We start from the raw sequence: 12,129 nt of genomic DNA, 5'->3' as shown, positions 1-12,129 counted from the left end.
CGGGGCGGCCGTGGCCTGGGTGCTCCCGCGGCTGGCGGGCTGACGGCCGGAAGGCCCGCGCGGGCGCGGGGCGCTTTGCAAATCGAGACCATTCGCGTAAAAGCCCGCGTCCCGGAGACGGGCCGCCATAGCTCAGCCGGTGGAGCGGCGCATTCGTAATGCGTAGGTCGGGTGTTCGAGTCACCCTGGCGGCACCACTCCTTCCTCCCTCTCATCGGATCGCAGAGCCGACGGCCGGGTGAGCTTGCGTCCCTGTCCCTGGAACGCGAGCCAGGCGCCGAAACTCGCGCCCCGCGTGTGCCCGAGTCGGCGAGCGGCGCGCGAGGCGCAACCAATGCACAGAAAATGCTCGCATAACGCGATTGTCCGATTGACATGGTTAAACGACGGGTCCGTGGTCGCGCCAGGGACTGGCCGTGGGGACGGCCAGCGCGAATGGGGTATTGCATGAGACTGAAGACAGCCCTGGCGCTTGCGAGCGCCATGACCGCGATTGTGGGCGCGAGTTCCGCGACCGCGCTGACCATCGAGCTGCGCAACACCGGGGGGGCCGAAGTCGGCACCCAGGCCCGCGCGGGCTTCGAGGTGGCCGCGCACTTCTGGGAAAAGGTGATCACCAACGACGTCAGCGTGAAGTTCAACGTCGGCTTCCAGCAGCTCGGCGCCGGCATCCTGGGTTCGACGGGGAGCACGACCAACGTCGCCTACGTCGGCAACGTCTTCCCGGCGCTGCAAGGCGCCGGCAACTCGGCGCTCGACGCGATCGTCGCCGCCAACCTGCCCACGACGCGCGCCTCGCCGTTCATCGGCGGCGAAGCTATCGACGCCCTGGTTTCGGGCGCGAAGTCCAACGGGACGGGCGTGCAGACGCCGCTCACCACCCGGTTGGACAACGACGCCAGCGGCAACAACTCGGCCTTCTCGGCCAACACGTCGCTGCTGAAGGCCCTCGGCATCACGCCGACCTACACGGGCGCGAACGCCGCCATCCAGGCCGACGGTTCGATCACCTTCAGCAACCAGTTCGCCTTCGACTTCGACCCCACCGACGGGATCGACGCCACATCGTTCGACTTCGTCGGCGTCGCGATCCACGAGATCGGCCACGCGCTGGGTTTCCGCTCGGGCGTCGACGTCTATGACGCGAACTCGAACTTCGCGGGCAACCTCAACGACTTCGCGATCATGTCCATCTGGGACATCTTCCGCTACAGCGACCAGAGCATCGCGCTCGGCGTCAACGACTGGCGGATCGGCGGCACGCCCTACTTCTCGATCGACGGCCAGACGATGTACGGCGCCGACTCGCGCTTCTCCACGGGCGCGACCCTCGGCAACGGCCGCCAGGCGTCGCACTGGCTCGACTCGGCTGCCGGCCAGCCGCAACTGGGCATCCTCGACCCGACCAGCGCCCGGGGCCAGCAACAGGAGATCACCTCGCTGGATCTCGCGGCCTACGACGCCATGGGCTGGAACATCGCGTTCGACGTGATGGCCCAGGACCACCGTCGGTTCTCGACGGCGAACGCCCATTCCGCCGGCATCCCGGAGCCCGCTACCTGGGCGCTGATGATCGGCGGCTTCTTCGGCCTGGGCGGGGCGCTCCGCCGCCGCTCGGCGCAGGCGCGCGCCGCCGCCTGACGGACGACGACCCGCGTGCGGGGCGGCTGCGGCCGCCCTGCACGGCGGGCGCCTCCAGGGTCCTGACTTCGCATCGTATCGCCAAAAGCCGGCGGCCGGTTTTCGGCGCGATGCTCTAGGCGGCGAGGCCGCTGCGCGCGGTGACCTGGGCCTGGAAGAGATAGCCGCCGCCGCGCAGCGTCTTGATCATGTCGCCGGCGCCGTCGCACGCCGAGAGCGTGCGGCGCAGGCGCGCGACCCGCGCGTCGATCGAGCGGCCGCCGGCCGCGGCCCCGTCGCCGTGCAGCAGCCGCACCAGCGCGTCGCGCGGCAGCACCTCGCCCGGCCGCGCGGCCAGCGCGCGCAGGAGCGCGGCGTCGGCCGGCGACAGACGGACCGTCCGGCCCGAGGGCGAGGTCACGTAGCCCAGCTCGGCGTCGAAGCGCCAGGTCTCCAGCGCCGCCTCCGCGGCCTTGCGGGCGTGGCGGGCGGCGCGGCGCAGCAGTGCGCGGACGCGGGCCAGCAGTTCCAGCGGGTGCGTGGTCTTGGCGAGCACGTCGTCGGCGCCGAATTCGAGGCCCGCGACGCGGTCCAGCGTGTCGGCGGCCCTGGCGACGACCAGGACGGGGGCCGCCTCGGACTCGGAGAGTCTGCGGCAGAGCGCCAGGCCGTCGGCGTCGGGCAGCGCCGTCTCGAGGATGACCAGGTCGGCGCTGGCGGCGTCGAGCGCGGGCTGGGCCTGGGCGGCGGACTCGGCGCGCTCGACCTCGAACCCGTGACGCCGCAGCATGTCGACCCCGGACTCGTTGTCGGCGGGGTCGGCGTCGATCCACAGGACGCGGGGCGATCCTTGCGCAGCGATCGGGCGGGCGGGCGCGGCGCCGGCGGCGAATTCGAAGGCGACGGCGGTCATCGGAGAGCCTCGTGTGCAATCGGAACCGGAAGCCGAGCCGGCGCCTGCGAAATCTAAGCCGGAAACCTCGAATATCTGTGACGACTTCTCGTCATACTTCTCATGAAGAATGCTCATGTGTCACGCGGCCGTGACAATTGTAACCAGGGCCGCGGCTGTTTTGTTTTTGCAACATTCTACCAGGATCAACCGGGCGCTCCGCCGCGCGCCGAGCCTTTGCTCCCGTCGCCTCGGTCGGACGCCGAAGCGATCTAATTCACTGAATATACACATAAATTACAGACGTCTTCGAGCGTTTCGCAATGCCCAGCGCCGCTGACGCATGAGTCGAGTTCATGGATAGGCCAAGACAAATTCAGTAAAGGCGATCTGCGCGCGACAATAGTTTTCCTCCAGCAGCGCCGCGCGCAGGCCCGGGGAGTCGGGGTGCGCCGGCGCCGGCTTTTCATGTGGGGCTCGGTCCGCGGCGCGCGTCGCCGCCGGCCGCTGGAGGATCTTGACCTTGAACATCCGAAGCATGCGGCAGCGCCTTCTGGCGTCTTCCATGATCTGTGGCGCCGCCTTCCTGGGCCTCGCCAACTCGGCCGCCGCCCAGGCGGACGATAAGGACGACGCCGTCGCCGAAGTGGTGGTGACCGGGACGCGCATCCCGACGCCGAACCTGACCAGCGTGAGCCCGGTGACCGCCATCGGCGCCGCCGAGATCAAGGCCGCCGGCATCACCCGCGTCGAAGACATCATCAACACCCTGCCCCAGGCCTTCGCCTCGCAGGGCTCGAACGTGTCGAACGGCTCGAACGGCACGGCCACGGTGAACCTGCGCGGCCTGGGCGCCTCGCGCACCCTGGTGCTGATCAACGGCCGCCGGATGGGCGCGGGCAACCCGACGTCGATCAACAACCCCGTCGCCGACCTGAACTTCATCCCGAGCTCGCTCGTGGAGCGCGTCGACGTGCTGACGGGCGGCGCCTCGGCCGTCTACGGCGCCGACGCCGTGGCCGGCGTCGTGAACTTCATCATGACGCAGAACTTCGAGGGCGTGCGCGTCGACGCCAACTACTCGATCTACCAGCACCACAACGACAGCTTCGTGCAGGACGCGCTGCGCCTGAAGGCCGCCGCGGCCGGCGCCAACGCGCCGCAGTTCGCGATCCCGAAGAGCAACGTGCGCGACGGCGAGGCCTCGGAAGTCACCCTGACGTTCGGCGTCAACGCCGCCGACGGCAAGGGCAACATCACCGCCTTCGCCAGCTTCATCCAGCAGAACGCGGTGCTGCAGGGCGCGCGCGACTATTCGGCCTGCACGCTGAACTCGGGCGCCGACTTCACCTCGCTGGCCGCCTGCGGCGGCTCGGGCACGGCCACGCCCGCCCGCGTGGGCAACTTCACGGTCCAGGGCAACACGTTCCGGGTCCGCAACGCCACGACCGACGTCTACAACTTCGGCCCGTCGAACTACTACATCCGCCCCGACGAGCGGTATCGCCTGGGCGCCTTCGCGCACTACGAGATCGCCCCGTGGGCCGAGGCCTACGCCGAGATGATGTTCATGGACGACCGCTCGGTCGCCCAGATCGCGCCGGGGGGCATCTTCGCCGGCACCTTCTCGGTCAACTGCGACAACGCCTTCATGACCGCCGCCCAGCAGACCCAGCTCTGCGGCGCCAACGCGGGCACGGCGGCGCTGTTCACCGGCACGGTCGCCAAGCGCAACGTGGAAGGCGGCGGCCGCCAGTCGGAGTTCCGCCACAACACGTACCGCTACGTCATCGGCCTGCGCGGCGACCTGAACGACAGTTGGAACTACGACAGCTACATGGAGTACGCGGCGACCAAGTTCGACGCGCGCCAGACCGCCTACTTCCTGAAGTCGCGGATCGACAACGCCCTGATCGCCAAGCGCAACGCCGCCGGCCAGATCGTCTGCGGGGTCAACCAGGTCACCGTCACCGACGCGGCCTGCGTGCCCTACAACATCTTCTCCGAAGGCGCGGTCACCCAGGCGATGCTGGACTACCTGCAGGTGCCGGCCTCGACCTTCGGCAACACCGCCGAGCGGGTGGTCAACTTCTCGCTGGGCGGCGACCTCAGCGCCTACGGCGTCAAGTCGCCCTGGGCCAGGGACGGCGTCGGCGTGGCCTTCGGCGCCGAGTACCGGCGCGAGCACATCGACTTCGACGGCGACTTCGTGTCGCGCACGCCCGGCCAGCTCAACGGCGGCGGCGCCGCCTCGACGCCGATCAACGCCAGCTTCGACGTCTACGAGGTGTACGGCGAGGCGCGCATCCCGATCGTCCAGGACGCGCCGCTGGCCAAGTCGCTGAGCCTCGAGCTCGGCTACCGCTACTCGGACTACTCGTATGACGTGACCACCGACACTTACAAGATCGCCGGCGAGTACGAGCCGATCGACGGCCTGCGCTTCCGCGCCAGCTACCAGCGCGCGGTGCGGGCGCCGAACCTGGTCGAACTGTTCGGCCCGCAGATCCACGCGCTGGACGGCTCGACCGACCCGTGCGCGGCGCTGCCCGACACGGCCGCCAACGCGGCGCTGATCGCCCGCTGCGGCGCGGTCCACGGCTACACCAAGGCCCAGGTGCTCTCGATCGAGGCCAACGTCGCCAACCAGTACTACGGCCTGCTCGGCGGCAACCCGAACCTCGATCCGGAGAAGTCCGACACCTACTCGGTCGGCTTCGTCTATCAGCCCGACTTCGTCCCGGGCGCGACGCTGACGGTCGACTACTTCAACATCAAGGTGAACGACTACATCTCGAACATCGGCGCCGACACCATCCTGGCGAAGTGCTACCTGCAGAACGACGACAGCTACTGCCCGCTGATCGTCCGCGACGCGCGCACCCGCAGCCTGTACCTGAACTCGTCGGGCCCCGACGGGCACGTCGTCGACCTGACGCAGAACACGGGTTCGCTGAAGACCTCGGGGCTCGACTTCAGCGCGGCCTACCGCACCGATCTCGACCGGTTCGGCATGTCGAACGCCGGCGGCGTCAACGTCAGCTTCGTCGGCACCTACCTGAACGAGCTCTCGAGCGCGATCCTGCCCGGCGATCCCTTCGTGGACTGCGCCGGCTACTACGGCTCGCTCTGCAACGGCCGTCCGGGCTCGACCATCCCGAACCCCAAGTGGCGCCACAAGGCCCGCCTGACCTGGAACACGCCGTTCGAATACGGCGACTGGGTGAAGAGCTGGTCGGTGTCGCTGCAGTGGCGGCACTTCTCGAGCGTGAAGCTCGACGCGCTCTCCAGCGACCCGGCGCTCAACGCGGCGAACCCGCCGGCGTCGGACCTGAAGCTGGCTACGCGCGACTACTTCGACCTGCTGACCTCGTTCACCGTCCGCGACAACCTCAACTTCCGCGCGGGCATCAACAACCTGTTCGACAAGGACCCGCCGCTGGTGGGCCAGACGAACTGCATCCCGAACGCCTCGTGCTCGGGCAATGCCTACAGCCAGGTCTACGACGTGCTCGGCCGCTACCTCTTCATCGGCCTCACGGCGGACTTCTAGGGCCCGCGGCCGTCAAGGTCCGGGAGACGGCAGGCCCTCGCGCGAGCGGGGGCCTGCTTCCGTTCCGGGGAACCGCTTCGGCGCGTCGGGGCTTTCCCCGCCCATGAGCGTGCAGCGCGTAGCCTCCGATCCGACCGCCTATTACCGCGCCGAGGCCGAGCGCGTGCAGAGGCTGGGCGAGGCCGCCGAGCCGGGACGCGGGCGCGAAGTCTTCCTGGAGGCGGCGGCCGAGTACCGCGACCTGGCGGCGTACTACGACGCCTTGCCGGAACCGGAATCGGAACTCGAACCGGGCGCGTTTCCGCCGTAGGCCGCTCAGGCGGCGTGCAGGACGGGCGCCGGGCCGGGGTCGAGCGCGGCGGCCAGCCAGTCGACGAAAGGCCGGATCATGTCGGCGCGTGGCGAGGCCGGGTTCCAGACCGCGGTGTAGTCCTCGCGCAGCGACGCCTCGGCGTCGAACAGCCGCACGAGGCGGCCGGCGCGCAGGTCGTCGCGCGCCAGGAGGCCGCGGGCGAGACACACGCCGGCGCCGTTGCGGGCCAGTTCGAGGGCGGCCAGCGGACTGTCGGCCGTGAGGGTGGCGGGCGTGGGCAGGTCGGAGAGGCCCACCTGTTCCAGCCACAGCCGCCACGGATGCTCGGGCTGGTGGATCAGGGCGGCGCGGATCAACTCCTCGGGCCGCCGCGGCAGGTCCGCCGACGGGGCGGCGACGGGGAACAGCGCCTCGCCGGCGAGCCGGCGCTGGGTCAGCCCCGCGCAGGCCCCCGCCCCGTAGAGCACCGCCACATCGGCCTCGCCGGCGCTGACCTCTGCGGCGCCGGTCACGGTGCGCAGCTCGATCTCGCGGTCGGGGTTGCCCGAGAGATAGCCGGGCAGGCGGGTCGCCAGGATCCGCTCGGCGATGCCGGCGGTCGCGGCCACGACCAGGCGGGCGCGCCCCGGACGCGCGGGCGCCTCGAAGGCTTCGGAGATGAGGTTGAGCGACAGGCGCAGCCGGCTCACGAAGGCGCGGCCGGACTCGGTCAGCGCCACGGTGCGTCCGAACCGATCGAAGAGGTCGACGCCCAGGCGCAGCTCCAGCGAACGGATCGCGTGGCTGATGGCGCTCTGGGTGAGGTTCAGTTCGTCGGCCGCCTTGGTGAAGCTCTCATGCCTCGCGGCGGCCTCGAAGGCGGCGATGGCCCTCAAACTCGGCGGGCGCACAGGCACGGTCTATCCTCCCCCAAGGACGGCAGGTCATGAGCGGGAGGATGCCAGCGATGACCGCAGAGGCATCGGGTGTTGCGGCGAAGGGCGCGCTCTGACGCCGCAGGCGGCCGAATTTGCGGCGGACGGGCGGGGCAGGGCGACCGGCGGTATCCGGCGACGCCGCGCCCCGGGACGCCCGCTCGTCGCGCGCGCGGCGCGGCGGACCGTGTCGATTTGCGGCGAACGGCGCTGGTGCGTCGACAAGCGGCCTTGGTCGCGCGGCGGGAGGCGTCAGAATGGCCGGCAGGGGAGCGACGATGCGGCTGCCGCGGCTCAACAACTATCTGGTCGCGAACTTCGTCCTGTGGACGCTGACCTACGTGATCGTGACCGCGCGCGTGGCGGCCGACCCGATGCCGCACGCCGGCGCGATGGCGTGGCGACGCCTCGGCATGGCGATCTTCGGATTCCTCGCCTGCCTGCTGGTGGGCCGGATCCTGTCGGCGCTGGCCGAACAACCCATCTGGCGGCGGCTGGTGGTGGCCGTGCTGCTGTCGGTGATCGGGGGCTTCACCTACTCCTACCTGAACTACGTGGTCTTCTACCTGGTCGCGCCGCTGTGGCGGGTCGAGCCGCTGTCGCCGATCTCGCTGGCGTTCACGGCCTCAATGTTCTTCTGGACCTTCATCGCCTGGTGCGCGCTCTACTTCGCCATCCGCTACGAGGAGGAGCTGAAGGAGAAGAACCTTCGGCTGGTGGCCGCCCAGGCGCTGGCCATGGACGCGCAGAACCGGATGCTGCGCTACCAGATCAACCCGCACTTCCTGTTCAACACCCTGAACGCGCTCTCCTCGCTGATCCTGGCGAAGGAGAACGAGCGGGCCGAGCGGGTGGTGCTGTCGCTGTCGTCGTTCCTGCGCCACACGCTGGAGAAGGAACTGCCCGACAAGGCGCCGCTCTCCGACGAGATCGAGGCCCAGCGCCAGTACCTGCTGATCGAGCAGGCGCGGTTCGAGGACCGGCTGAACTACGTCGAGACCATCCCGGCCGAGCTGCGCGACGCGCTGGCCCCCAGCCTGATCCTGCAGCCGCTGGTCGAGAACGCCGTGAAGTACGGCGTGGCGCGGTCGAACGCGCCGGTGACCATCGAGATCAAGGCCGAGGCCGCCGGCGGCCGCCTGAAGCTCACCGTCGCCGACGACGGCGCGGACGGCGCGGGCCTGCCGTCGACGGCCAAGCTGGGCCTGGGCCTCGAGAACGTGCGTCGGCGGCTGGAACTCATCTACGGCAAGACCGCCGAACTCACCTGCGGCCCGATACAGCCGCACGGCTTCCTGGCCTCGGTCGAAATCCCCCTTGAGAGAGCGTGATGGCGGAGCGGGCATGATCCAGGGCAGCGCCCCCAGGGACCAGGCGGTCACGCCGTTGCGGGTCGCGCTCGTCGACGACGAGCCGCCCGCCCTGCGCCGCCTGCAGATGGCCATCGAGGCGGCGCCGAACGCCGAGGTGGTCGGCCAGGCCGGCAACGGCGAGGAGGCGCTGGCGCTGCTGGGCCGCGGCGGGGTCGACGTCGTGCTGCTCGACATCCGGATGCCGGGCCTTTCGGGCCTGGACCTGGCGCGCGCCATCGACCCCGAGCGGGCGCCGGTGTTCATCTTCGTCACCGCCTTCTCGCGGTTCGCGGCCGACGCGTTCGAACTGGCGGCCGTGGACTACCTGCTGAAGCCCGTCGAGTTCGATCGCCTGCACGCGGCGCTCGAGCGGGCCCGCAAGGCCCTGCAGTCGCGCGCGGCCCGCTCGCGCATCGCCGAGCTGGAGGAGGTGGTGGCCGCGCTGCGCGCCGCCGAGGCCGAGCCGGCGGCGCCCAGCGGCTTCGCCGACGAGATCTGGGTGCCCGACCGCGGCGACCGCCTGCGGCTGCCCGTGGCGCTGATCGACTGGGTCGAGGCCGAGCGCGACTACGTGCGCATCCACAGCCGCGGCCGCAGCTTCCTGGTCAGGAAGGCCATCCGCAAGCTCCAGGCCGAGCTGGATCCGGCCGACTTCCTGCGCGTGCATCGTGGCGCGCTGGTGCGCCGCGACCGCATCGTGCGGCTGGCGCGCCGGCCGGGCGGGCCGTCGGCGGTGGTGCTGCAATCCGGCGCCGAGGTGCCCGTCGCGCGGCGCCAGGCCGCGCAGGTCCGCAGGATCGTCGGCAACCGCGGCTGACCGTCAGGAAGCCGGAACGACACGAAAGGGCCGGGCGCCGCGGAGGCCGCGAGGCGGCGGTCCGCGATCCGCTCAGACGGGCGCGCAGGTCTGCAGGTTCACCGGGTCGGAGCCGCCCTGGCTCCAGGTGTCGCCGGTCTTCGAGAACAGCGCGAACGCCGAGCCGGACTTGCCCGTGGAGCCGTCGGGGTTGCGCGCGGCGAAGGTCATCGCGGCGACCACCTGGTCGGTGATCCCCTTCTTGGCGTCCTCAGGCGAAACCTCGTGGACGGCCTTGCAGGTCACCTGGAAGTCCTGGCACCCCTTGCCCTCCACCTTCACGCCGCAGGCGGGATGGGTGGCTTCGAGGTCCTTGCTCCACTGGGCGATCAGCGGGCGCAGCGCGACGTTCGGATCCTCGGCCTTGGCTTCGGAGTCGCCGCCCTTGCTGCAGGCGGTGAGGACGAGGAGGGAGAGGCCCGCGAGGGCGACAGTTCGGATCACGTAGCGGTCCCGGGAGCTTGCGGCGAAGATGCGGGCGAGCGCATAGCCCAAAAAACAGGGCGACGGTGTGACGAAATCGACGAGCGGCCAAACTAGTTGGCCGGCGCCGCCTCGGTCATCGCCGGCCCGATCTCGTCGTGCAGCACCAGGTCGGCGTAGGGATCGAGCTCGGTGGCCTCGCGGTTGACGATGGCGAGCGCCGCGCCGTTCTTCTTCGCCAGCACCGGAAAGCCTGCGGCGGGGTAGACCACCAGGGACGAGCCCAGCACCAGGAAGAGGTCGCAGGAGAGCGTCTCCTCCTCGGCGCGCGCCATCGGTCCCGCGGGCATCGCCTGGCCGAACGAGATGGTGGCGGTCTTGACGATGCCGCCGCAGAGGCGGCAGGCGGGCAGGTCGCCGGTGGCCTGGTAGAGCGCCTTCAGCTCGTCCAGTTCGTGCCGCTGGCCGCAGTCCAGGCAGGTCGCGTAGCTGGCGTTGCCGTGCAGCTCGATCACCTTCTGCGGCGGCACGCCCGACGCCTGGTGCAGGTTGTCGACGTTCTGGGTGATGACGGCCGAACACTTGCCCGAGGCGACGAGGCGGGCGACGGCGTGATGGCCCGCGTTGGGTTCGCGGCCCGTCCAGCCGGCGCGGCCGCCGAAGGCGCGGTCCCAGGCCTCGCGCCGCTTCTCCTCGCTGGCCACGAAGTCCTGGAAGTAGATGGGCTTCATCCGGCTCCAGACGCCGCCCGGGCTGCGGAAGTCGGGGATGCCGCTCTCGGTCGAGATGCCGGCGCCGGTGAAGACCGCCATGCGCCGCGCGTCGGCGATCAGCCGGCCCAGGTCGGAGCGTGTCGCCATCCCGTGGAGCCCCCTCGTCGTCGGTTCAGGTGCTGACCGGCGGCACCCAGCGCCCCCAGCGGCCTTCGTAGTGATCGTAAGGGTTGGGTTTGCCCAGCCGGTCGACGGCGCGTTCGCCCGGCTCGACGGTCAGGCGGTTGCGCACCTCCTCCACCCCGGGCGTGGCGCGCGCCAGCAGTTCGGCGTGGGCGACATCCGAGGCGCCCGGCACATGGCCCACCAGCGTGACCACCGCGCCGTCGACCAGGACCTCGACGCCGCGGGCGTCGATCAGCCGGTCCTCCATCAGGCGGTCCGAGACGTCTTCGCGCAGGCGGGCGTCGTCGCGCGTCCAGGCCTGCGGGCCCTTGCCGGCATGGGGTCCATGGGAGTCGTTCATGGGAATGTCCTCGCAAAGCTAAGCAATCATAGAACATGCGAACGCGCGAGGCGTTCCGGCGCGCCGGGAGCCGGCGTCCGGGACTTCGGGAGGGGATCGGCCCGGCCGCGGTCAGGGGATGCCAGGGGTAGGGGCCGGGCCGATCGGGACCGTCCGTGGCCGACAGGCAAGTCGTTGGACGATCGCCTGTACAACTTCCGTTGGAAGAACGCGGTTCCTCCGGTCAAGCTGGCCCGAACGCGCGCTCCACGTCGGCCGGCGCGGCGCCGTCGATCTCCAGGCGCTTGGTCCGCGAGGTCTGGCCGGCGGCGATGCGGACGGCCGACCTCGGGAACCCCATCGTCCGGGCGACCAGGGCGACGACCGCGGCGTTGGCCGCGCCATCGCTGGCGGCCGCGCTCACCCGCACCCTCAGCACGGGCCGCCCGGCCTCGTCGGCCGTCCAGCCGTCGACGGCGTCGCGTCCGCCCCTGGGCGTGACGCGGACCGTCAGCCGATGAGGTTGAACAGGGGCCGCGCGAGCCAAGGCAGCAGGTAGGTCTGGGCGGCCGAGAGCACGAGGATGGCGATGATCGGGCTGATGTCCACGCCGCCGAGGGGCGGGATGAAGCGCTGGAACGGACGCAGGATCGGCCGCGTCACCGCGTCGAGGAAGCGGACCACGCCGTAGACGAACTGGCTGCGCAGGTTGATCACGTTGAACGCCACCAGCCACGAAAGGACGGCGCTGATGATGATCGCGAAGATCGCGAGCTGCAGAATGCCCTGGGCGATCGACAGGATGAAGCCGGTCATGACCCCTAAGTAGCGGCGTTTGGGCCCGTGACAAGGCGACGCTGTCGCTCCCCGCTTGACAGGATGGCCCGCAATCGACTTATTCCGCGCCTTCCTGGGGCCGTAGCTCAGTTGGTAGAGCGCCTCGTTCGCAATGAGGAGGTCAGGGGTTCGACTCCCCTCGGCTCCACCA

The 12,129-nt window shown here is 70.4% G+C and carries 13 protein-coding genes and 2 tRNA genes; 7 read left to right on the top strand and 8 right to left on the bottom strand.

What is annotated here, in order from left to right:
- Positions 1 to 121: 121 nt before the first annotated feature.
- Positions 122 to 197, top strand: a tRNA-Thr gene (locus tag JNL41_RS20795).
- 250 nt (positions 198 to 447) lie between these two features.
- Positions 448 to 1,641, top strand: a complete 1,194-nt coding sequence (locus JNL41_RS20790; RefSeq protein WP_293478091.1) for an NF038122 family metalloprotease — start codon at positions 448 to 450, stop codon at positions 1,639 to 1,641.
- A gap of 115 nt (positions 1,642 to 1,756) precedes the next feature.
- Here JNL41_RS20790 and JNL41_RS20785 read toward each other — a convergent pair whose 3' ends face one another.
- Complete coding sequence (locus tag JNL41_RS20785; protein ID WP_293478090.1) at positions 1,757 to 2,533, bottom strand: response regulator transcription factor; 777 nt, start codon at positions 2,531 to 2,533, stop codon at positions 1,757 to 1,759.
- A 333-nt stretch (positions 2,534 to 2,866) separates the two neighbouring features.
- Positions 2,867 to 3,052, bottom strand: coding sequence for a hypothetical protein (locus tag JNL41_RS20780; protein WP_293478089.1), 186 nt, complete (start codon positions 3,050 to 3,052; stop codon positions 2,867 to 2,869).
- A gap of 25 nt (positions 3,053 to 3,077) precedes the next feature.
- Between JNL41_RS20780 and JNL41_RS20775 the strand changes: the two genes are divergently transcribed.
- Entirely contained in the window at positions 3,078 to 6,065 is a 2,988-nt protein-coding gene (locus JNL41_RS20775) for a TonB-dependent receptor (protein WP_293478088.1), read from the top strand.
- A gap of 103 nt (positions 6,066 to 6,168) precedes the next feature.
- Positions 6,169 to 6,375, top strand: coding sequence for a hypothetical protein (locus tag JNL41_RS20770; RefSeq protein WP_293478087.1), 207 nt, complete (start codon positions 6,169 to 6,171; stop codon positions 6,373 to 6,375).
- Between the two features lie 5 nt (positions 6,376 to 6,380).
- On the opposite strand, the gene JNL41_RS20765 is transcribed toward JNL41_RS20770, so the two are convergent.
- Complete coding sequence (locus JNL41_RS20765) at positions 6,381 to 7,274, bottom strand: LysR substrate-binding domain-containing protein (protein ID WP_293478086.1); 894 nt, start codon at positions 7,272 to 7,274, stop codon at positions 6,381 to 6,383.
- A 275-nt stretch (positions 7,275 to 7,549) separates the two neighbouring features.
- Between JNL41_RS20765 and JNL41_RS20760 the strand changes: the two genes are divergently transcribed.
- Together JNL41_RS20760 and JNL41_RS20755 are read left to right on the top strand one after the other, a co-directional pair.
- Entirely contained in the window at positions 7,550 to 8,623 is a 1,074-nt protein-coding gene (locus tag JNL41_RS20760; RefSeq protein WP_293478085.1) for a histidine kinase, read from the top strand.
- A gap of 13 nt (positions 8,624 to 8,636) precedes the next feature.
- On the top strand, positions 8,637 to 9,461 hold the full coding sequence (locus JNL41_RS20755) for a LytTR family DNA-binding domain-containing protein (RefSeq protein WP_293478084.1): 825 nt from the start codon (positions 8,637 to 8,639) through the stop codon (positions 9,459 to 9,461).
- A gap of 72 nt (positions 9,462 to 9,533) precedes the next feature.
- Here the strand turns inward: JNL41_RS20755 and JNL41_RS20750 are convergent, their stop codons facing one another.
- The 5 genes from JNL41_RS20750 to JNL41_RS20730 form a co-directional block, all read right to left on the bottom strand.
- Entirely contained in the window at positions 9,534 to 9,944 is a 411-nt protein-coding gene (locus JNL41_RS20750; protein ID WP_293478083.1) for a hypothetical protein, read from the bottom strand.
- Positions 9,945 to 10,036: 92 nt separating this feature from the next.
- Positions 10,037 to 10,783, bottom strand: a complete 747-nt coding sequence (locus tag JNL41_RS20745) for a Sir2 family NAD-dependent protein deacetylase (protein WP_293478082.1) — start codon at positions 10,781 to 10,783, stop codon at positions 10,037 to 10,039.
- A 25-nt stretch (positions 10,784 to 10,808) separates the two neighbouring features.
- The gene (locus JNL41_RS20740) at positions 10,809 to 11,162 is read right to left on the bottom strand and encodes a BON domain-containing protein (protein WP_293478081.1); all 354 of its coding nucleotides are present in this window, start codon (positions 11,160 to 11,162) and stop codon (positions 10,809 to 10,811) included.
- Between the two features lie 223 nt (positions 11,163 to 11,385).
- Positions 11,386 to 11,688, bottom strand: a complete 303-nt coding sequence (locus JNL41_RS20735; RefSeq protein ID WP_293478080.1) for a DUF167 family protein — start codon at positions 11,686 to 11,688, stop codon at positions 11,386 to 11,388.
- Positions 11,652 to 11,957: a YggT family protein gene (locus tag JNL41_RS20730; RefSeq protein ID WP_293478079.1), complete on the bottom strand. Its 306-nt coding sequence runs from the start codon at positions 11,955 to 11,957 to the stop codon at positions 11,652 to 11,654. Before JNL41_RS20730 ends, JNL41_RS20735 begins: the two co-directional genes overlap by 37 nt.
- Before the next feature lie 96 nt (positions 11,958 to 12,053).
- On the opposite strand from JNL41_RS20730, the gene JNL41_RS20725 reads away from it, so the two are divergent.
- Positions 12,054 to 12,129 (top strand) — tRNA-Ala (locus tag JNL41_RS20725).

This window comes from Phenylobacterium sp., assembly GCF_016793285.1.
Classification (GTDB): domain Bacteria; phylum Pseudomonadota; class Alphaproteobacteria; order Caulobacterales; family Caulobacteraceae; genus Phenylobacterium.
The sequence above is the reverse complement of the archived record's forward strand: the minus strand, read 5'-3'. Positions and strand labels throughout refer to the sequence as shown.

What these genes read in the sequence shown, in the direction of transcription:
- JNL41_RS20745 (WP_293478082.1), bottom strand. Translation starts at nt 10,783, where the DNA reads ATGGCGACACGCTCCGACCTGGGCCGGCTGATCGCCGACGCGCGGCGC.
- JNL41_RS20760 (WP_293478085.1), top strand. Translation starts at nt 7,550, where the DNA reads ATGGCCGGCAGGGGAGCGACGATGCGGCTGCCGCGGCTCAACAACTAT.
- JNL41_RS20730 (WP_293478079.1), bottom strand. Translation starts at nt 11,957, where the DNA reads ATGACCGGCTTCATCCTGTCGATCGCCCAGGGCATTCTGCAGCTCGCG.
- JNL41_RS20780 (WP_293478089.1), bottom strand. Translation starts at nt 3,052, where the DNA reads ATGCTTCGGATGTTCAAGGTCAAGATCCTCCAGCGGCCGGCGGCGACG.
- JNL41_RS20785 (WP_293478090.1), bottom strand. Translation starts at nt 2,533, where the DNA reads ATGACCGCCGTCGCCTTCGAATTCGCCGCCGGCGCCGCGCCCGCCCGC.
- JNL41_RS20790 (WP_293478091.1), top strand. Translation starts at nt 448, where the DNA reads ATGAGACTGAAGACAGCCCTGGCGCTTGCGAGCGCCATGACCGCGATT.
- JNL41_RS20755 (WP_293478084.1), top strand. Translation starts at nt 8,637, where the DNA reads ATGATCCAGGGCAGCGCCCCCAGGGACCAGGCGGTCACGCCGTTGCGG.
- JNL41_RS20740 (WP_293478081.1), bottom strand. Translation starts at nt 11,162, where the DNA reads ATGAACGACTCCCATGGACCCCATGCCGGCAAGGGCCCGCAGGCCTGG.
- JNL41_RS20770 (WP_293478087.1), top strand. Translation starts at nt 6,169, where the DNA reads ATGAGCGTGCAGCGCGTAGCCTCCGATCCGACCGCCTATTACCGCGCC.
- JNL41_RS20775 (WP_293478088.1), top strand. Translation starts at nt 3,078, where the DNA reads ATGATCTGTGGCGCCGCCTTCCTGGGCCTCGCCAACTCGGCCGCCGCC.